Source organism: Lysobacter hankyongensis (genome assembly GCF_039543145.1).
Lineage (GTDB): Bacteria > Pseudomonadota > Gammaproteobacteria > Xanthomonadales > Xanthomonadaceae > Lysobacter_I > Lysobacter_I hankyongensis.
Genome location: NZ_BAABJE010000010.1, coordinates 94,712 through 112,747 on the forward strand (window position 1 = coordinate 94,712; position 18,036 = coordinate 112,747).

General features: G+C 67.6%; 19 protein-coding genes, 1 tRNA gene and 1 pseudogene. 8 read left to right on the plus strand and 13 right to left on the minus strand.

The genetic code is table 11. From position 1 onward, the window contains the following. The first annotated feature begins 46 nt into the window (after positions 1 to 46). Positions 47 to 122: transfer RNA gene (locus ABD974_RS10120), tRNA-Thr, on the plus strand. A gap of 37 nt (positions 123 to 159) precedes the next feature. After that, entirely contained in the window at positions 160 to 1,083 is a 924-nt protein-coding gene (gene rocF, locus ABD974_RS10125; protein WP_345303199.1) for an arginase, read from the plus strand. Between the two features lie 165 nt (positions 1,084 to 1,248). On the opposite strand, the gene ABD974_RS10130 is transcribed toward rocF, so the two are convergent. Continuing rightward, a complete protein-coding gene (locus ABD974_RS10130; RefSeq protein ID WP_345303200.1) occupies positions 1,249 to 2,082 on the minus strand; it encodes a hypothetical protein in 834 nt (277 codons plus the stop codon). Beyond that, a complete protein-coding gene (locus ABD974_RS10135) occupies positions 2,079 to 2,396 on the minus strand; it encodes a Rieske (2Fe-2S) protein (RefSeq protein WP_425562680.1) in 318 nt (105 codons plus the stop codon). Before ABD974_RS10135 ends, ABD974_RS10130 begins: the two co-directional genes overlap by 4 nt. A gap of 112 nt (positions 2,397 to 2,508) precedes the next feature. Here ABD974_RS10135 and ABD974_RS10140 point away from each other — a divergent pair, with 112 nt between their 5' ends. From ABD974_RS10140 to ABD974_RS10160, 5 genes and pseudogenes are all read left to right on the plus strand, one after another. Beyond that, a complete protein-coding gene (locus tag ABD974_RS10140) occupies positions 2,509 to 2,793 on the plus strand; it encodes a hypothetical protein (protein WP_345303201.1) in 285 nt (94 codons plus the stop codon). Positions 2,794 to 2,868: 75 nt separating this feature from the next. Continuing rightward, on the plus strand, positions 2,869 to 3,591 hold the full coding sequence (locus tag ABD974_RS10145; protein ID WP_345303202.1) for a fumarylacetoacetate hydrolase family protein: 723 nt from the start codon (positions 2,869 to 2,871) through the stop codon (positions 3,589 to 3,591). 79 nt (positions 3,592 to 3,670) lie between these two features. Then, positions 3,671 to 4,087 carry a large-conductance mechanosensitive channel protein MscL gene (gene mscL, locus ABD974_RS10150; RefSeq protein ID WP_345303203.1) on the plus strand — a complete coding sequence of 139 codons (417 nt, stop codon included), beginning with the start codon at positions 3,671 to 3,673 and terminating at the stop codon, positions 4,085 to 4,087. A 116-nt stretch (positions 4,088 to 4,203) separates the two neighbouring features. Further along, the gene (locus ABD974_RS10155; protein WP_345303204.1) at positions 4,204 to 5,634 is read left to right on the plus strand and encodes a M28 family peptidase; all 1,431 of its coding nucleotides are present in this window, start codon (positions 4,204 to 4,206) and stop codon (positions 5,632 to 5,634) included. A gap of 57 nt (positions 5,635 to 5,691) precedes the next feature. Next, positions 5,692 to 6,006, plus strand: a pseudogene (locus ABD974_RS10160) (RebB family R body protein); the annotation flags it as partial. Between the two features lie 412 nt (positions 6,007 to 6,418). Here ABD974_RS10160 and ABD974_RS10165 read toward each other — a convergent pair. Together ABD974_RS10165 and ABD974_RS10170 are read right to left on the minus strand one after the other, a co-directional pair. Then, the gene (locus ABD974_RS10165) at positions 6,419 to 7,216 is read right to left on the minus strand and encodes a TrmH family RNA methyltransferase (RefSeq protein ID WP_345303205.1); all 798 of its coding nucleotides are present in this window, start codon (positions 7,214 to 7,216) and stop codon (positions 6,419 to 6,421) included. A gap of 41 nt (positions 7,217 to 7,257) precedes the next feature. Next, the gene (locus ABD974_RS10170) at positions 7,258 to 7,605 is read right to left on the minus strand and encodes a hypothetical protein (RefSeq protein ID WP_345303206.1); all 348 of its coding nucleotides are present in this window, start codon (positions 7,603 to 7,605) and stop codon (positions 7,258 to 7,260) included. A 70-nt stretch (positions 7,606 to 7,675) separates the two neighbouring features. Between ABD974_RS10170 and ABD974_RS10175 the strand changes: the two genes are divergently transcribed. After that, a complete protein-coding gene (locus ABD974_RS10175) occupies positions 7,676 to 8,191 on the plus strand; it encodes an O-acetyl-ADP-ribose deacetylase (RefSeq protein ID WP_345303207.1) in 516 nt (171 codons plus the stop codon). Positions 8,192 to 8,340: 149 nt separating this feature from the next. Here ABD974_RS10175 and ABD974_RS10180 read toward each other — a convergent pair whose 3' ends face one another. The 9 genes from ABD974_RS10180 to ABD974_RS10220 form a co-directional block, all read right to left on the minus strand. Then, positions 8,341 to 8,643, minus strand: coding sequence for a hypothetical protein (locus ABD974_RS10180; protein ID WP_345303208.1), 303 nt, complete (start codon positions 8,641 to 8,643; stop codon positions 8,341 to 8,343). Between the two features lie 8 nt (positions 8,644 to 8,651). After that, positions 8,652 to 11,774 carry an efflux RND transporter permease subunit gene (locus tag ABD974_RS10185; RefSeq protein WP_345303209.1) on the minus strand — a complete coding sequence of 1,041 codons (3,123 nt, stop codon included), beginning with the start codon at positions 11,772 to 11,774 and terminating at the stop codon, positions 8,652 to 8,654. Positions 11,775 to 11,777: 3 nt separating this feature from the next. Then, entirely contained in the window at positions 11,778 to 12,878 is a 1,101-nt protein-coding gene (locus ABD974_RS10190) for an efflux RND transporter periplasmic adaptor subunit (RefSeq protein WP_425562681.1), read from the minus strand. Positions 12,879 to 13,342: 464 nt separating this feature from the next. Next, a complete protein-coding gene (locus tag ABD974_RS10195) occupies positions 13,343 to 14,350 on the minus strand; it encodes a class I fructose-bisphosphate aldolase (protein WP_345303211.1) in 1,008 nt (335 codons plus the stop codon). A 181-nt stretch (positions 14,351 to 14,531) separates the two neighbouring features. Further along, a complete protein-coding gene (fabD, locus tag ABD974_RS10200) occupies positions 14,532 to 15,398 on the minus strand; it encodes an ACP S-malonyltransferase (RefSeq protein ID WP_345303212.1) in 867 nt (288 codons plus the stop codon). Between the two features lie 75 nt (positions 15,399 to 15,473). Next, the gene (locus tag ABD974_RS10205; protein WP_345303213.1) at positions 15,474 to 15,803 is read right to left on the minus strand and encodes a DHCW motif cupin fold protein; all 330 of its coding nucleotides are present in this window, start codon (positions 15,801 to 15,803) and stop codon (positions 15,474 to 15,476) included. 44 nt (positions 15,804 to 15,847) lie between these two features. After that, positions 15,848 to 16,249 (minus strand): hypothetical protein, encoded by a 402-nt coding sequence (locus ABD974_RS10210; protein ID WP_345303214.1) that lies wholly within the window; start codon positions 16,247 to 16,249, stop codon positions 15,848 to 15,850. Positions 16,250 to 16,335: 86 nt separating this feature from the next. Next, a complete protein-coding gene (locus tag ABD974_RS10215) occupies positions 16,336 to 16,731 on the minus strand; it encodes a hypothetical protein (RefSeq protein ID WP_345303215.1) in 396 nt (131 codons plus the stop codon). 18 nt (positions 16,732 to 16,749) lie between these two features. Beyond that, the gene (locus tag ABD974_RS10220; protein WP_345303216.1) at positions 16,750 to 17,817 is read right to left on the minus strand and encodes a hypothetical protein; all 1,068 of its coding nucleotides are present in this window, start codon (positions 17,815 to 17,817) and stop codon (positions 16,750 to 16,752) included. Positions 17,818 to 18,036 lie beyond the last annotated feature (219 nt).

Consider the following 18,036-nt stretch of genomic DNA (forward strand, 5'->3'; position numbering starts at 1 on the left):
TAGAATCCGGTTCCCGCCGGGTCGGCTCTTCGCCCGGTCGTTGCCCGCCGGCATAGCTCAGTTGGTAGAGCAACCGCCTTGTAAGCGGTAGGTCGTCCGTTCGAATCGGACTGTCGGCACCACCCCGGCCTTTCCCCGTCGCCCATCCGGATGTCCGTCATGTCGCGCAGTTTTCCGCCCGTATCCCTGATCGGCGCCCCCACCGACATCGGTGCCGGCCACCGCGGCGCGCGCATGGGGCCCGATGCCCTGCGCATCGCCGGTCTGGGCGAAGCGCTCGCCGCCCGCGGCATCGACGTGATCGACCGCGGCGATCTGTCCGGCCCCGACAACCCCTGGCTGCCGCCGACCGACGGCTATCGCCACCTCGACGAAGTCGTGGCCTGGAACCGGGCGCTGATGGACGCCGTCGGCGCCGAACTGCGCGCCGGCCGCCTGCCGATCGTGCTCGGCGGCGATCACTGCCTCGGTGTCGGTTCGATCACCGCGGTCGCCCGTCACTGCCGCGACACCGGCAAGAAGCTGCGCGTGCTGTGGCTCGACGCCCACGCCGACTTCAACACCAGCGACGTCACGCCTTCGGGCAACGTCCACGGCATGCCGGTCGCCTGCCTCTGCGGCCTCGGTCCCGACGCCCTCGTCCGCCTCGGCGGCAGCGCCCCGGCGATGCGCCCGGACGAGATCCGCCAGATCGGCATCCGCTCGGTCGATCCGGAAGAGAAGCGGCTGGTGAAGGACTACGGCCTCGACATCTACGACATGCGCTACATCGACGAAGTCGGGATGAAGCGCGCGATGGAAGAAGCGCTGGAAGACCTCGACGACGACACCCACCTGCACGTCAGTTTCGACGTGGACTTCCTCGACCCCAGCATCGCCCCGGGCGTCGGCACCACGGTGCCGGGCGGCCCGAACTACCGCGAAGCGCAGCTGGTGATGGAGATGATCGCGGACACCGGCCGCATGGGCTCGCTGGACATCGTCGAACTCAACCCCGCGCTCGACAACCACAACGGCACCGCCGAACTCGCGGTGGATCTGGTGGAAAGCCTGTTCGGCAAGTCGACGCTGATGCGGGATTGAGCGCGCCGCGAATGCCTCCGGCAGAGCGGCCTTCAGGCCGCTGTCTCGGAACGTCGGCCATTCGTTTCCACCAGCCGTAGGCACGGCCCGAATGTCGCTGCCGATCGAGTTCTACCTGGGCCGGCCTGAAGGCCGCTCTACCACGGAAGGTCCGGGCCTACCGGATCAGCGCTTCCGCGCGCCGTCCAACTCGTGCGGCAACAGCGGATACACGCGGCTGATCGAGCAGCCGAACCCCGCCGCAAGCCCGCCTTCGCTGAGCGGGCGCAGGATCGCGGCGCTGCCGAAGGACAGGTTTTCGTTGCGCGAGAAGAACGCGCGATCGCCCGGGGTGCCGCAGATCGCGCTGCCGCCGGTCGGCGATTCCAATCGCAGCGTCTGCATCGTGATCATCTCGTTGCATTGCCCGGCCAGTTCGACGCGGTAATAGCGATTGCCGCCGCTGCGCAGCGGCGAGACTTCGACCACGATGTCGTCGCCGTCCTCGCGCCAACCGCGCATGTGGCGCGCGTCCAGGCAGTACGCGGTGGTGCCGCCGAACACCCGGCGGCGTTCGCCGCGCACGGCGATGGTGTCGAGCGTCTCCACCGCGCCGCCGCGGCGGCGACCGCGCAACGCGTGGTCCGCGTATTCGCTGGCATCGATCTTCGCCAGCCCGGCCACCGCGCAGCGGCGGTCGCCCAGGTCGACATATTCCTCGTTGCTGCCGCAGACCCAACCGTCGCGGCTCACCAGCGTCGGCCGATCGCCGGCCAGCGCATCGGGACAGGCATCGGCCAGTTCGAGCCGATAGCGCGATTCGTCGTTGAGCCGCAGCGCGAGCGTGTGCGCATCGCTCTGATGGGCCTCGCGCACTTCGCGTGCGTTGAGGCAGTAGGGTGCGGGGGGCGGCGGCTGGGCCGCCAGCGCGTGACCGCCGCAGAGCGCAAGCAACGCGGCGAACGGAACGCGGCGATGCCATGCCTTCAGGGGCCATGCCTTCGGATGCCATGTCTTCATGCGAACCTCACTGTGCCATCGATCACCACGACCGGAACCGCGCGCAGCGACTGCCCGCGGCAGGGACCGGCGACACATTCGCCGGCATCGAGTTCGAAGGTCGCGCCATGCGCGGCGCAGACCAGTTGGCCGGCCTTGGAGAGCAGGAAACGCCCCGGCGCCCAATCGAGGCGGCGGCCGGCGTGCGGGCAGATGTTGAGCCAGGCGCGAACACGGTCGCCGCTGCGATGCAGGATCAGCGATTCCGCCACACCGTCGACCTCCGCATCGAGCGCGAACGGCACACCGTCGGGCAACGCCTCCAGCGCGACCAGCGGCGCGGCGCCGGGCTCGGGGTTTAACGAAGTTCTCACACCTTCCGTCATCGGGCGTCCGATACTGCGGCGACCGGCCGCAGGCCATTCCTAGTGTGTCACGACACGCCGCATGTTCGCTTCCTCCCTGTTCCATCGTCACCGCCACCGCCACCGCGATTTCTTCGCGCCGCGCAAGCCTCGCCATCGTCTGCTGCGGATCGTGCTCGCCCTGTTCGGGGTGGCCGTGCTGGCGCTGCTGCTGGTGATCGGGCTGGCCGTCGGCGCGGCGATGTTGACGGTAGGCTTGCTGTCGCGGGCATGGCGCCGTCGCGGCCAGCCGGTCGCGGCCGATCCGAAGACGCTCGAAGGCGAATACCGCGTCCTGCGCAAGCCGGTGCTCACCGCCGGCCGCTGAGACGCAATCTATCGACAGTCGACAGCCGGCGGACGGCCCTCGACGCGCCCCCGCTGCCCGCGCGATCATGCGGGCATGAACAACGACCTCATCCCCGCCGCCGTCGCCGCGCGCGTTCCCGTGCGCGGACGCGACACCTCCGGCATGTTCCCGGTCCGCCGCATCTACTGCGTGGGCCGCAATTTCGCCGATCACGCCCGCGAAATGGGCGCCGCCGCACCGGCCTCCAAGGCCGACCGCGGCACGCCGGTGTTCTTCCTCAAGCCCGCCGACGCGCTGGTCACCGACGGCGTCGCCGCGTATCCGCCGGGCACGCAGGATCTGCACCACGAAATCGAGCTGGTGGTCGCGCTGGGCGCGGATGCCCCGGCCGGCGTGATCGATCCAGCCGACGCAGACGCCCTGATCTTCGGCTACGGCATCGGTCTGGACCTGACCCGTCGCGATCTGCAGGCCGCCGCCAAGGCCAAGGGCCTGCCGTGGGACATCGCCAAGGCGTTCGACGAATCCGCGCCGATCAGCGTCCTGGTGCCGGCGGCCGAGGTCGGCGCGCTGGCCCCGCGCACGCTGTCGCTGCGGGTGAACGGCGTACTGCGCCAGCAGTCCACGCTCGACCAGTTGATCTGGGACGTCCCCGACATCCTGCACGAGCTGTCGAAGCTCTACGCCCTGCGCGCCGGCGACCTGATCTTCATGGGCACGCCGGCCGGCGTGGCCGCGCTGCAGCCGGGCGATGTCTGCGAAGGCGCGCTGGACGACCTGATCCGCCTCGATTGCCGGATCGCCCCGCCGCGCTGAAAAAAGCCGCGCACGCCTGCACAGCGCCGCGCCCGCGCACTAGACTCGTTCACACAATCCACCTCGGGGAGCGCGGTTCATGGGCATGATCTCGGAATTCAAAGAGTTCGCGATGAAGGGCAACGTCGTCGACCTGGCGGTCGGCGTGGTCATCGGCGCGGCCTTCGGCAAGATCGTCAGCGCGCTGGTCGACGGCGTGATCATGCCGATCATCGGCAAGCTCACCGGCGGCGTCGATTTCAGCAAGGCGGCCTACGTGTTGCAGGAGGCCGTGATCGGCCCCGACGGCAAGGAAACCGCGGCCGCGGTCGCGATCAAGTACGGGGCCTTCATCCAGACGATCATCGACTTCACCATCATCGCGTTCGTGCTGTTCATGGTGATCAAGTTCATGAACCGGATGAAGAAGGCGGAAGCGGCCGCACCGCCCGCGCCGGCCGAACCCACCGAAGAGGCGCTGCTGTTGCGCGAGATCCGCGACCTGATGAAAAAATAAGTGCTGGAATGGTCGGTTCCGGTTCGGTCGGGCCCGCCGTGACCGACGGCAGGGCCACGAGAAGCCGCGGGCTGTTACGCTCGCGGCTTCGTCTTTTCAGGCCGGAGACACCCGGGATGCGTTCCAGTCCGATGCTTGCCGCCATGCTCGCCGCCACCATCGCGGCGTCCGCCGCGCTGGCCGCGCCGCCGCGCGAAACCCGCATTCCCGATCCGGCCTTCGCCACCGCCGCGCAGTTGCGCGAACGGGCGCTGCAGGACCGCACTTCCTGGCAGGTGGTGGAATCGCTGACCACGGAAATCGGCCCGCGGCTGGCCGGCAGCGAGGCCGACGCGCGCGCCGTGCGCTGGGCCGAAGCGAAGTTCAAATCGCTGGGTTACGACAAGGTGTGGCTGCAGCCGGTGAGTTTTCCGAAATGGGTGCGGCGCAGCGAGCACGGCGCGGTGCTGGGCGACCACGCGCAGCCGCTGCACCTGACCGCGCTGGGCGGCAGCCCCGGCGGCACGGTCGAAGGCGACATCGTGCGCTTCCCCGATCTCGCCGCGCTCGAAGCCGCACCGGCCGGATCGCTGGCGGGCAAGATCGCCTTCGTCGACTACACCATGCAGCGCGCCCGCGACGGCAACGGCTACGGGCCCGCCAGCCGGATCCGCAGCCGCGGGCCGAGCGCGGCGATCCGCGCCGGGGCCATCGGTTACGTGATGCGCTCCGCGGGCACCGAACAGCACCGCTACCCGCACACCGGCGTCACCCGCTTCGACGAAGGGCTCACGCCGATTCCCTCGGCCGCGCTGGCGCTGCCCGATGCGGAACAACTCGCCCGCCTGCTGTCGCGCGGCAGGCCGATCCGCATCCGCATCGCGCTGGACTGCGGCTGGGACGGCACCGCATCGTCGTTCAACGTGATCGGCGAGATCACCGGCAGCGATCGCAGGCTGCGCGAGGAAGTCGTCGTGATCGGCGGCCATCTCGATTCCTGGGATCTCGGCACCGGCGCGGTGGACGACGGCGCCGGCGTCGCCATCACCATGGGTGCGGGCCATCTGATCGCGCAGTTGCCGAAGGCGCAGCGTCCGCCGCGCACGATCCGCGTGATCGCGTTCGCCAACGAGGAACAGGGCCTCTACGGCGGCAAGGCCTACGCCGAGCAGCACAAGGCCGCGGTCGCACGGCATCAACTGGTCGCCGAAAGCGATTTCGGCGCCGGTCGCATCTACGGGTTCAACACCAATGCCGCGCCGCATGCGCAGGCGGCTGCCGCGCGCATCGCCGACGCGCTGAAACCGCTGGGCATCGAGGCGATGGCCAAGGGCGGCCCCGGCCCGGACGTGGGCCCGATTGCCAGCGAAGGCGCGGCCTGGGCCTGGCTGGGCCAGGACGGCAGCGATTATTTCGATCTGCACCACACGCCCGACGACACCCTCGACAAGATCGATCCCGCGGCGCTGGCGCAGAACACCGCCGCCTATGCCGTGTTCGCCTATCTCGCCGCATCGGCCGAAGGCGGTTTCGGCAGCGCGCCGAAGCCCGCGCCCGCCAAACCCTGAGCGGCGACGCCGCACACCCACGTCCCACAGCACCCACCCCGGATCAAGGAGAGACCCATGGCATTCCCGACCGCCGTCAACGACCAGATCACCGATTCCATCACCCAGAGCAACATCAAGGTCGTCGGGGAATCTCCCGCGTTCGCGATGAGTTCGATCTACCAGTCGCTCGCGCATTCGACCGGCATTCTGTTCGAGAATGCGGTCGCGGCGCAGCAACAGCAGAATACGCTGGCGCAGGCGGCCGCGAATCAGGGCGTGATGCAGATCTATTCGCTCGATACCACCGCCGCGGCCGGCGCGACCGACAAGATCGGGCAGACCGGCCTCACCGACAATCTCACCAGCCTCTTGACGGTGCTGAACGCGTTCCGCAATCAGCCGATGTCGCTCAAAGCGGCGCCGATGGCCGACGCATCGCAGGCCGCCGAAGCCGACGCCGCGAGCGCCGACACGGCGGGGCGCGAGATCGCCGATCAGATCCGCGCCGCGGTGACGTTCTCCAACGAGACCGTGCTGGGCCACTCGCAGGCCTTCCTGTCCGGCCTGCACGGCGGCGTCGACGCGATGGCGCACGCGCTCGACACCATGAACCGCGTCACCCACGACAACATGGTGCACATCCTGCAGGAAGCGGCGCTCGCGGCCACCCTCGCGGCGATGCTCCGCGAGCCGGAAAAGTCGACGGAATACGAAGCGGTGCTGCAGGCGATCAAGCGGATGGCGTGATGGCACGCGGTGGCGATGCGCCCGCCGCGCATGGGCACGTCCAGCGCTTGTCGCGTTACCGGCGCTGCGCTCGCACCCACTCCGCCAGCAGTACCGCTGTCGCCGCGGCGACGTTGAGGCTTTCGACCGCGCCGCTGCCGGGGATCGACAGACGCAGGTCGCAGGCCTTGGCGAGCTCCGCGTCCATGCCTTCGCCTTCGGCGCCGAGCACGTAGACCAGACGCTGCGGGAGTTTCGTCGTGAACAGATCGCCGCCGCCGCGGACCACGGTGGCGGCGAGCGCGAAGCCGGCGCCGCGCAACTGCGCGATGGCGTTGTCCTCGCGCCCCAGGCGCACGAACGGCACCGCTTCGCCACCGCCTTCGGCCACCCGCGCCGCGGCGCCGGACAGCGTCAGCGGCGAGTGCTTCGGCAGCAGCGCGGCGGCGATGCCGAAATGCGCGGCCGAGCGCAGGATCGCGCCGAGGTTGTGCGGATTGCCGACGCCGTCGAGCCACAGCGCGCAGCACGGGCCGGGCGGCAGTTCGCGCAGCCAGACCGTCAGCGACTGCGGCTCTTCGCGCAGCACGTCCGCGACCACGCCTTCGTGATGCGCGCTGGCGGCGAGTTTCTGCAGATCGGCCGGATCGACCACGCGATAGCCGACACGGTTGGCCACGCACCATTTCAGCAGCGGCTGCAGTTGCGGAATCCGCGCTTCGGCCAGATAGAGCTTGCGGATGGCCTGCGGGCGATGCGCGAACACCGCGCGTACCGCGTTCAAACCATGGATGCGGAGTTCGGCATCGCGGCGCTGGCGCGTGGCGTCGCCGGAAGGCGGGACGGCGCGGCCGTAGGGAGAGTGTTCGGACATGGCCGCATTCTACGCCCGACGGCGCGATGCCCCGACCCGCGTCATCCGCGACCGAAGAAGAACCAGCCAGCGGCCAGCACGATCAACAGCCACCAGACCAATCCGCGGCCGCCCTTGTCGCCCGGCATCACCGTCGGCACGCGCCGGCCGGCCATGATGTCCTGCGTATGCTCGCGGCTTTCCCGCTGGCCCTTGGTTTCGGGGGTGGTGTGCGGGCCGGAATGGTCCTTGCCCTGCACCTGCAGTTGCGTCGCGACCTGCTGCACCATCTGCATCGCCGCCTTGAGGTCGTCGCCGGTCAATTCGCGGACCAGCTTGATCGCGGTCATCTTGTCGCCGCGTCGCAGGGCATCGATGACCGCCTGCGGGACCTGGTTCGGAGCGTTCATGCGGTTTCCATCCTGTTCCCCCGGAATCGGCGCAGGCTCAGCATAGCGCGGCACGGGCTATGCTGCCCGGATGCGCCTGGAAGCCCTGCAGACCGACATCACCACCTTGGCGGTGGACGCCATCGTCAACGCCGCCAACCAGGCCCTGGCCGGCGGCGGGGGCGTGGACGGCGCGATCCATCGCGCGGCCGGACCGGAACTGCCGCAGGCCTGCAAGCGCATTCCGATGGTGCGCCCCTTCGTGCGTTGCCCCACCGGCGAGGCGCGGATCACGCCCGGCTTCGACCTGCCGGCACGCTGGATCATCCACACCGTCGGACCGGTCTGGTCGGGAGGTCGCGCGGGGGAACCCGAGCAACTGGCGAGCTGTTATCGCGAAAGCCTGCGGCTGGCGGCGGAACACGGCATCGTCTCGATCGCGTTCCCGGCGATCGGCTGCGGCGTGTTCGGCTATCCGCCGGACCAGGCCGTGGAGATCGCGGTGCGCAGCGTGCGCGCGCATGCGGACGACGGCATGCACGTGCTGTTCTGCGCATTCGATGCGGCGATGGCCGAGCGCTACAGGCAACGGCTCGCGACATCCTGACGTTGCATGCGGCTGATTCTGCCTGCGCGCAACCCCTGTCAGGGACCGCTCATCGATGCCCGGCCGAAACGAACCGACGAGGCTGCGGAACGAGAGTCGCCCGATCGCGCAAGTCCACCTCGTTCACAGGGCACATCCTGCCCGGAAGATCAGAAGCTGCGACGGAACGACGCCCACGCGAACCACACACAGACCAGTACGACGAAACCCAACAACAGCGTGCGGCGGCGGTGCTGCGGCGGATGACGCAGCACCCGATAGCCGGCAAACGAGAAGGAGAATGCAAGCAGCGCGACGAACACCAGGCCTGCCGGCTCCCAATCGCGACTGGGTCGTACACCGTCCATGCCCTGCGACGACAGCATCCCGGCCATGCACATCGCGCCGATCGCCAGATAGGTCCAGCCGACGGCCAGCGTGAGGTGCCTGCGCGAGTTGCTCAACGCGGCCATGGCATCGCTCAATGCCCGCCCACCTGCGGCGTTTCCGCTTCGAGCTTTTCCAACCGGTGCTTCACCGCTTCCGGCGAGCGCGTGTACGGCGCCAGCAGGCGATAGAACACCGGCACCACGAACAGCGACAGCAAGGTCGAGAACGCGACGCCGAAGATCACCACGATGCCGATCGTCGAACGACTGGCCGAACCGGGACCGCCGGCGACGACCAGCGGGATCGCGCCCATGATCGTCGCCACCGACGTCATCAGGATCGGGCGCAGGCGCACCGCGCAGGCTTCGAGGATCGCGCCGCTGATGTCGCGGCCTTCGTCGCGCAACTGGTTCGCGAATTCGACGATCAGGATGCCGTTCTTCGCCGCGAGTCCGACCAGCATCACGATGCCGATCTGGCTGAAGAGGTTGAGGGTGCTGCCCGCCATCCACAGCCCGAGCAACGCGCCGAGCACGCCCAGCGGCACGGTGAGCATGATCACCAGCGGATGGATGAAGCTCTCGAACTGCGCCGCGAGCACCAGATACACCACCAGCAGCGCCATCGCGAAGGTCAGCAACACCGCGCCGCCGGCCTTCTGGAATTCGCGCGACTCGCCTTTCCAGTCGATCTGCGCGGTGTCCGGCAGTTCCTCGCGCACCACCTGCTCGGCCCAGGCGATGGCGTCGCCCATGCGATAGCCCGGCGCGAGACCCGCGGAAATGGTGATCGCGCGCAGACGGTTGAAGCGGTTGAGGCTGCCGGCTTCGGCCAGTTCGCTGATGGTGACGAGATTCGACAGCGGCACCAGCTCGCCGTTGTTGCCGCGCACCTGGATCGCGGACAGATCCGACGGCGTCGCGCGCGCGGCGCTGGCGGCCTGCAGGATCACGTCGTACTCCTCGCCGTTGTCGACGAAGGTGGTGACGCGACGGCTGCCCATCATCGTTTCCAGCGTGCGCCCGATCTCGGTCACCGGGACGCCGAGATCGGCGGCGCGCGCGCGGTCGATCAGCACCCGCATCTGCGGCCGGGTTTCCTTGTAATCGGAATCGGCGGCGAAGAAGTTCGGATTCTTTTCGAGACGCGCCAGCACGCGGTCGCGCCACTGCGCGAGTTCCGCGTACTCCGGGCCGCCGAGCACGATCTGGAACGGCTGGCCGCCGCCGCGGGTGAGACCGCTGCGGACCTGGGGATTCACGCGCACGCCGGGCAGCACGCCGAGATCCTTGCGCACCTGCGAGACCACGTCGTCGGTGGTGGCGTCGCGCTTGTCCCAATCCTGCAGGAACACGATCGCCTGGCCGGTGTGCATTTCCTCGCTGGCGCCGAACCCGCCGGGCACGCGCGTGTTCACGCGCTGCATCGGCTTGCCCTCGCCCACCTGCTTGAGCAGGACGTTCTCGACCTGACGGATCTGGCCGACGGTGTAATCGAACCCCGCGCCCTCCGGCCCGACCACCGACGCGAAGAACACACCGCGATCCTCCGGCGGCGCCAGTTCGCTCGGCACCAGCTTGAACAGGAATCCGCTGGCCACCAGCGCGCCGACCATCAGCGCGCCGAACAGCCACACCCGCTGGATGCTGCGTTCGAGCAGCTTGCGATAACCGCGCGAGACCGCATCGAGCCCGCGGGCGATGCCGGCGTGCATGCGGTTCGGTTTCTCGGTGTCGTGCGGGCGCACCAGTTTCGACGACATCATCGGCGTCAGCGTCAGCGCGACCAGCGCCGAGATGGCGACCGCCGCCGCCAGCGCCACCGACAGTTCGCGGAACAGGCGACCGGTATTGCCTTCGAGAAAACCGATCGGCAGGAACACCGCGACCAGCACCGCGGTGGTCGAGATCACCGCGAACGCGACCTGTTTGGTGCCGCGCTTGGCCGCGACCAGCGCAGGCTCGCCGAGATCGGCGCGACGCTGGATGTTCTCCAGCACGACGATGGCGTCGTCCACCACCAGGCCGATGCACAGCACCAGCGCCAGCAGCGTGAGCAGGTTGATCGAGAAGCCGAACGCGTACAGCGCGATGAACGCGGCGATCAGGCACACCGGCACCGTCACCGCCGGAATCAGCGCCGCGCGCATGCTGCCGAGGAACAGCCAGATCACCAGCAGCACCAGCGCGATCGCCTCGAACAGCGTCGCCCACACCCGCTCCACCGCGGCCTCGATGAAAATCGTGCTGTCGAAGGCGACGAAGATGCGGGTGCCTTCCGGCAGGCTCTTCTGGATCTGCTCGGCCTCCGCGCGCGCCGCCAGCGCGACGTCCAGGCTGTTCGCGGTCGAGGTCTTGACGATGCCCAGACCGACGTTCGGCACGCCGTTGCTGCGGAAATACGCACGGCGCTCGGACGAGGCCAGCTCGGTGCGCGCCACGTCGCCCAGGCGCACGACGTAGCCGTCGTCGCCCTTGCCCAGCGGGATCTGCGCGAAGTCTTCGGGCTTCAGATACGTGCGCTCGACGCGCAGGGTGAAATCGCGGGCCTCGGATTCGACCCGGCCCGCCGGCAGTTCGACGTTCTCGGCACGCAGCGCGCTTTCGACATCGCCCGCGGTGAGCCCGCGCGCGGCGAGCGCGTCGCGATCCAGCCAGATCCGCATCGCATAGCGCTGCTGGCCGCCGACCCGCACCTGCGACACGCCGTTGAGCGCGGACAGGCGATCGACCACGTAACGGTCGGCGTAATCGGTCAGTTGCAGGGTGTCCATGCCGGTCGAACTCATGTTCAACCAGAGGATGACTTCGGAATCGCTGTCCGCCTTCTGCACTTCCGGCGGATCGGCTTCCTCGGGCAGGCGTCCGGCGACGCGGCTGACCGCATCGCGCACGTCGTTGGCCGCGGCCTCGATGTCGCGATCCAGAGTGAATTCGATGGTGACCGAGGAACGTCCATTGACGCTGCGCGACTGCAGGCTCTCGATGCCTTCGATGCCGGCCAGCGCGTCCTCCAGCACCTGGGTGATGCGGGTTTCGACCACGCCGGCAGACGCGCCGGGATAGGTCACGTCCACGGACACCACCGGCGGATCGATCGCCGGCAGTTCGCGCAGGGTCAGTCGCGTGTACGACATCAGCCCGAGCACGATGAGCAGCAGGCTCATGACGGTCGCGAAGACCGGGCGTTCGATCGAGATGTCGGACAGACGCATGGATCAGCCTCCCGGCGCCGCCGCGGGCGCCTGCGGTTTCGCGTCGCCGCCGGCGGCGGCCGCGGGCGCCGCCGCTTCGACGATCTTCGCGCCCGGACGCAGTTTGCCGGTGCCGTCGACGACGATGCGGTCGCCGGCCTTCGCGCCTTCCACCACTTCGGCCTTGCCGCCGCTGCGCGCGCCGATGACGACGTCGACCTGTTCGACGCTGCCGTCGTCCTTCACGCGATAGAGGAAACTCTCGCGGCCGACCTGCACCACCGCGATCTCAGGCACCAGCAGCGCTTCGCGGGTGGCGCCGGGCAACTCGACGTTGACCAGCATGCCCGGCCGCAGCAGGCGTTCGGGATTCGGCAGATCGGCGCGCACCATGACCGCGCGCGTCGCGGGATCGATGCGCGCATCGATGATCGCGATCGCACCGGTGAATTCGCGCTGCGGCCAGGCTGCCGCGGTGCCGCGGATGACGCGGCCCGGTGCCGCCATCGACAGCTGCGCCTCGGGCAGCGGGAAATCGACATAAACGCGGGCGAGATCGTCGAGCGTGGCGATGGCGACTCCGGGCGTCACCAGCGCGCCGGTGCTCACCTGGCGCAGGCCGAGCACGCCGGAGAACGGCGCGCGGATCACGCGATCGGCGAGCTGCGCGCGGATCTGGGCGACGCGCGCCTTCGCGGCATCGCGGGTCGCGCGCTGGTTGTCGAGCTGCGAACGTGCGATCAGCTGCTGCGCCGCGAGTTCGCTCTGGCGGCGATACAGGCGCTCGGCCTCGTCGGCGGACGCCTGCGCTTCGGCCAGCGCGGCCTGCTGCTGGCGGTCGGACAGCGTGATCAGCGGCGCGCCCGCGCGCACTTCGTCGCCGCTGTCGAAATGCACCTGCTGCACCAGCTCGCTGACCTTCGCGGTGATGGTGACGGATTCGCGCGCCTTGACCGTGCCGATGGCCGAAATGCGCTCGGCGAAGGATTCCGGCTGCAGCCGGGCCGTGGTCACCGGCACCGGTCGATCGGCGCCGCCCTGACCGCCGCCGGGGCCACCGCCCGGACCGCCGGACGACGCCTTGTCGCCGCCGCATGCGGCCAGCGCAAGCATCGACGCGAGCAGGACCGGCGTGCGGAGTGGAATGCGGAACGCCATGAGATTGGAACAGCGCCAGGACATCGGACAGCCCGTCGTGGGATCGGTCCGCGATTGTAGCGGCTGCGGATTACGCCACCCTTGCGCGCAACGCCGTGCAGGATGCATCGATGCTGCGCGGAGACGCCTTTCGACGCGCAAAACGCACGAAAGCATGACCTTCGGCCTACATCGCAGCGTGACCTTCGGCCTAGCCGGCGCGCGCGGCCGGCAACAGATCGTTTCGCCCGCGCGAACGATGGCGGCGATGCGTTTGGTCGGCAGACACGAAAACGCCGGCACGGGGCCGGCGTTCGTCGACGTCGAAAGTCGTGCCGCGCGATTGGATCGCACCGCCATCCGTGGCGACACTTGACGGGCTTCGGATCGCCCGGCCCGCACATCCATGTGCGGGCGCTCGCTGACGCGCGCGGCAGTGCCGCGCAAACGCGTCAGCTCTCCCATTCGCCCAGGGCGGCGAGACCGTTCTCGCGGGCGCGGGCGTAGACCGTTTCCTGCGCCTTCGCGAGGTTGCCGACGAGATCCTGCGACCAGATCTTCAGCGCCGCCGACTGCATCGCGCGGCCGTAGGAGAACGACAGCGGCCACGGCGTCTCGTACTGGTTCATCGCGTTGAGATGCGCGGTGGCGTCGTGGTCGTTCTGGCCGCCCGACAGGAACACGATGCCCGGCAGGATCGCCGGCACGGTGGACTTGAGGCAGGTCAGCGTCGCCTCGGCGACTTCCTCGACCGACGCCTGCTCGGCGCAATCCTTGCCGGACACGACCATCGACGCCTTCAGAATCGTGCCGGTGAGATCGACATCGAACAGGTGCAGCGCCGAGAACAGGGCGCGCAGGGTGGCTTCGGTGACGCTGTAGCACTCGTCGATGTCGTGGGTGCCGTCCATCAGCACTTCCGGCTCCACCATCGGCACCAGACCGCATTCCTGGCACAGCGCGGCATAGCGCGCGAGGGCGTGGGCGTTGGCTTCGATGCAGGTGCTGGTCGGCAGGCCGTCGTCGACGTTGATGGTGATGACCGCGCGCCATTTGGCGAAGCGCGCGCCGAGCGCGGCGTATTCCTTCAGGCGTTCGCGCAGACCGTCGAGACCTTCGGTGATCAGTTCGCCCGGGCAGCCGGCCAGCGGATGCGTGCCCTTGTCGACCTTGATGCCCGGGATGATGCCGTTGTCCATCATCACCTTGGTGAACGGCACGCCGGCCTTGGTGGACTGGCGGATGGTTTCGTCGAACAGGATCGCGCCGGAGATGTGCTCGTTGAGATTCGGCGTGGTCAGCAGCAGCTCGCGGTAGGCGCGGCGGTTCTCTTCGCTGTTCGGAATGCCCACGGCCTCGAAACGCTTGGCGATGGTGGCGTTGGATTCGTCGATGGCGATGATGCCCTTGCCCGGCGCGACCATGGCGAGGGCGGTATCGGCAAGCTGTTCGATGCTCATGAGAGTGGTCCTGGGTTGGGCGGAAGGGCGGACGGGAAAGTCCGCCATTATACCCGCAGCCCGGACCCCGAGGCGCGCCGAAAGATCATTGCGGATCAATGACATAGGCCGCGCAAACAGCACCGATGGCGCAGCGCCTGCATACGAATTCACCGGCGGCCGCTGGCCGCCGCGGCGTCGGTCAGGCGCTCTGCCGGATCTGCTGCACGAGTTTGGTCAGCACGTTGCCCGGGCCCATCTCGCGGAACTCGTCGACGCCATCCGCCACCAGCCGGCGCACGCTCTGCGTCCACTGCACCGAATGGCTGATCTGGCGCACCAGCAGCGACTTCACCGCTGCGGACGCATCGTCGGTCGGATACGGCTCGGCGGTGACGTTCGCCACCACCGGCAACGCCGGCGCCGCGAAGGTCATCGGCGCGAGGAACTCGGCGAATTCGTTCGCCGCATCCACCATGTAACGCGAATGGAACGCGGCGCTCACCGGCAGCGGCATGTACATGCGGGCACCCGCGGCCTGCAGCAGAGGACCGACCTGACCGAGTTCGTCCAACGGCCCGGAAATCACGGTCTGCGTCGGCGAATTGAAATTGGCGACATCGATGCCGGCGAGGCCGTTGTCGCGCAGCACCGCGGCGATCGCGTCCGGGCCGAGGCCGATGACCGCGCCCATGCCGCCACCGGTCGCCTGCGCCATCAGCGCACCGCGCTTCTGCACGAGCCGCAGGCCGGTCAGGAAATCGAACACGCCCGCGGCGTGCAGCGCGTTGTATTCGCCGAGACTGTGGCCGGCGAGCCGGTCCGGGCGCGCACCTTCGGCCATGGCCTTGTAGCCGTGCAGCGCATTGACGACATACAGCGCGGGCTGGGTGTAGCGCGTGTCCTTCAGCCGGTTGTCCGGATCCTCAAGGCACAGTTCGCGCATCGAATAGCCGAGGATCGCATCGACCTCGCCCTCGACCTCCACGTATTCGCGCACCTCGTCGAACAATCCCTGTCCCATGCCTTTTTTCTGCGAGCCCTGGCCGGGAAAGACGAATGCGAGCATGGAAACCCTCCGGAATGGCGTGAGGCGCGCATTCTGGACGCGGCGGCGGCGCGGGGGCAAGCGTATGGAACGCCGTCAGTCGACGATGAACAAGCTGGCGCCGATCTCGGTGGACGAACGATGCGCCTCGGCGCCGTCGGCGACCTGATAACTCATGCCGGGCATCAGCGTGAACGCGCGGCCATCGGCGAGTTCGGTGCGCAGCTCGCCCGCCAGGCACAGCAGCACATGCCCTTTCTCGCACCAGTGATCGGCAAGATAGCCGGGCGAATACTCGACCATGCGCACGCGGATCTCGCCGAAGCGCTGCGTGCGCCAATGCGCCACGCCGGTGATGCCCGGATGTTCGGTGCGCGCGATCGCGGACCAGTCGGTGACGCAGAAGGAGATGTCGCTGAGCTTCATTGGGCAATCTTCATCAGGCAATCTTCATGACGGCATGGCACGCATCATTGCGCCGTGCGCTTCGCGATCGCGCTCTGCACGATGCCCACGATGTCGGCCACCGGAATATCGAACACACCGGCTCGACCCGCATCGAAGACTTCGCGCCATTCACCGTAGCCCCTGAGGTATTCCGGATTCGGTTCGCGCACGCCCTGCAATTCCAGACAGCTCTTGTCGAGGGTTGCTCGCGATACCGGAAAATGCGCCAGGTCCGTCGTCACACCACCTGGCGCACGCGGGTTGTCGAGGCGCACGCCGAACACGCTGATGTGATAAATCTCACCCAGGCGCGGGTCCTGTTCGATCCTGTTGATCAGAAGGGTCGCGCCCTCTTCGCCCGCACGCGCACGGAACGTCCACACCTGACCTTCCGCATATCGCCTTTCCACGGATTCACCCGCCATCGCACCCTCCACGTTCGTCATCGAGATCAACAGCGCGAACAGCAGCGCGATCCATGCCTGCGTCGGACGGACGCATCGCAACCGGATCATGTTCGCACCCCCAGCCATACCAGCACCGCCACGCCGAGCAGCCCGACCCAGCCCGGATGCCGACCGCGCGTGCCGGCCAGCACCAGTAGCGAGCCACCGAGCATCGACACCGCGATGGCCTGGGCGATGAAGTCGTGCTCCGCGGTGCGCGCGGACGACGCCAGGCGCAGCAGGATCGCCGCCATGCCCAGACCGAACACCGTCAACACGTGCCAACTCGCCCACAGAATGCGGACGTTCGATCCGAGCAAGCGATTGCCGCCATCGGTCGGAATCAACCAGCCCGGCTTGCGCAGTCGCCGGAAGATCATGATTTCGCCGAGAATCGAATGCACCAGCGCGACGACGATGGCGAGGATCGCGGCGGCGGTGAAGGCAGCAGTAAAGCTCATCGGCGATGATCTCCGGCGTCAATCGATGGCCCGCGGAATGCTGCGCGAGAATTCGGACAGCAGATCCGCGCATTTCAACCCGGCAGGCACCCTGACATCCACGCTGTAGCCGTCGAAGTCTTTGCCGGGCGAGAAATCATCTTCCAGCATCGCGTGGATCTGACGAATGAAGACCTCGATGTCGCCATTCGAGCACAAGTAGCTGGTGGCATAAGCCCGCCGAGCGTTGATCATGCTGCCACCGCTCAGCAGCTCCATGTTCTGCGGGTGAAATCCGAACCCCAGAAACACCAATGTTTCGGCCCCAGAGACGCTATGACGGATTGCCTCCAGAAACTCAAAATCTTCGATCTGCTCGGTGAACGTACGAATCCTGCCGGCCGCCTCGATCAGCGCAGCTTCGTCCAGCCTGGCCCCATAAGGCACGATCGAATCCCCTCCCTCGAACGGCAAACGGCCGATCGAACCATAAGGATGGATGATCTCCAGCTTCGAGATCAGATTCGCCGCCCGCCCGGAGTCGATTCCGTAATACTTTTGCAACGCGACATGCAGAAACTTCTGGATGCAACGGTCGTAGTTGAATGTGATGAACGATACGTTCTCGAAAATGGATTCGATTTCATCCAGATCGATCCGCTCGACCAGCATCTTCATGAACGCCGTGTACCAGGTGCCGCCCAGATGGCTCAGATCAACATGATCATTGCCATGCCCATCCCCGAACAGCTTGCTTTTTCTCTCAGCCTCGAGAATCGACGCCACGATGCCGAGTTTTCCGCAGAACTGGAGATGCTCGTCATTTTTATGGGCATCCAGAAAGTTGTCGATCGAGGGAGCGACTGAAACCGCCTCATGGATCATTCTTGCTTTCTGGTAATAGATGTTCTGGTTTTCGTTGCGGCGACGCGCGTGGAGACGAATCACATCGGCAATTTCGGGATCTCCCGAACTCAAACGGATGCCGTCCTGAAAAAAAATTTTCAGCTTCGTGGCAATTGTCTCGAGCAGCGCAGACCCGACCGGCAAACCGATCTCGGCGCTCGCTCCCGCACCAACGACGAACAACGTATCCGATTCGAACATTCCACCCCGCCTTTCCGTCTTCACTACGCCTGACGATCGATCTTACAGGGCGTCCGGCCGATCAACCATCACGGCCCAGGCCCTTTGCGCGAGCGGAAAATGAAACCAGGGACTGGCGTGATCGTCCCGATGACGGCACAGGAAAGACGCCCCAACTCCCAACCGTAGACCCGGAGGGCGGCGGACAGGAGGTCCGCCGCTTTTCGACAAGGCATGGAC

Excerpts from the sequence above, each read along its gene's own strand:
- ABD974_RS10220 (WP_345303216.1), bottom strand. The coding sequence starts at position 17,817 with ATGTTCGAATCGGATACGTTGTTCGTCGTTGGTGCGGGAGCGAGCGCC.
- ABD974_RS10210 (WP_345303214.1), bottom strand. The coding sequence starts at position 16,249 with ATGGCGGGTGAATCCGTGGAAAGGCGATATGCGGAAGGTCAGGTGTGG.
- ABD974_RS10170 (WP_345303206.1), bottom strand. The coding sequence starts at position 7,605 with ATGAACGCTCCGAACCAGGTCCCGCAGGCGGTCATCGATGCCCTGCGA.
- ABD974_RS10145 (WP_345303202.1), top strand. The coding sequence starts at position 2,869 with ATGAACAACGACCTCATCCCCGCCGCCGTCGCCGCGCGCGTTCCCGTG.
- rocF (WP_345303199.1), top strand. The coding sequence starts at position 160 with ATGTCGCGCAGTTTTCCGCCCGTATCCCTGATCGGCGCCCCCACCGAC.
- mscL (WP_345303203.1), top strand. The coding sequence starts at position 3,671 with ATGGGCATGATCTCGGAATTCAAAGAGTTCGCGATGAAGGGCAACGTC.
- ABD974_RS10205 (WP_345303213.1), bottom strand. The coding sequence starts at position 15,803 with ATGAAGCTCAGCGACATCTCCTTCTGCGTCACCGACTGGTCCGCGATC.
- ABD974_RS10130 (WP_345303200.1), bottom strand. The coding sequence starts at position 2,082 with ATGAAGACATGGCATCCGAAGGCATGGCCCCTGAAGGCATGGCATCGC.
- ABD974_RS10185 (WP_345303209.1), bottom strand. The coding sequence starts at position 11,774 with ATGCGTCTGTCCGACATCTCGATCGAACGCCCGGTCTTCGCGACCGTC.
- ABD974_RS10215 (WP_345303215.1), bottom strand. The coding sequence starts at position 16,731 with ATGAGCTTTACTGCTGCCTTCACCGCCGCCGCGATCCTCGCCATCGTC.
- fabD (WP_345303212.1), bottom strand. The coding sequence starts at position 15,398 with ATGCTCGCATTCGTCTTTCCCGGCCAGGGCTCGCAGAAAAAAGGCATG.
- ABD974_RS10180 (WP_345303208.1), bottom strand. The coding sequence starts at position 8,643 with ATGGCCGCGTTGAGCAACTCGCGCAGGCACCTCACGCTGGCCGTCGGC.
- ABD974_RS10195 (WP_345303211.1), bottom strand. The coding sequence starts at position 14,350 with ATGAGCATCGAACAGCTTGCCGATACCGCCCTCGCCATGGTCGCGCCG.
- ABD974_RS10175 (WP_345303207.1), top strand. The coding sequence starts at position 7,676 with ATGCGCCTGGAAGCCCTGCAGACCGACATCACCACCTTGGCGGTGGAC.
- ABD974_RS10155 (WP_345303204.1), top strand. The coding sequence starts at position 4,204 with ATGCGTTCCAGTCCGATGCTTGCCGCCATGCTCGCCGCCACCATCGCG.
- ABD974_RS10165 (WP_345303205.1), bottom strand. The coding sequence starts at position 7,216 with ATGTCCGAACACTCTCCCTACGGCCGCGCCGTCCCGCCTTCCGGCGAC.
- ABD974_RS10140 (WP_345303201.1), top strand. The coding sequence starts at position 2,509 with ATGTTCGCTTCCTCCCTGTTCCATCGTCACCGCCACCGCCACCGCGAT.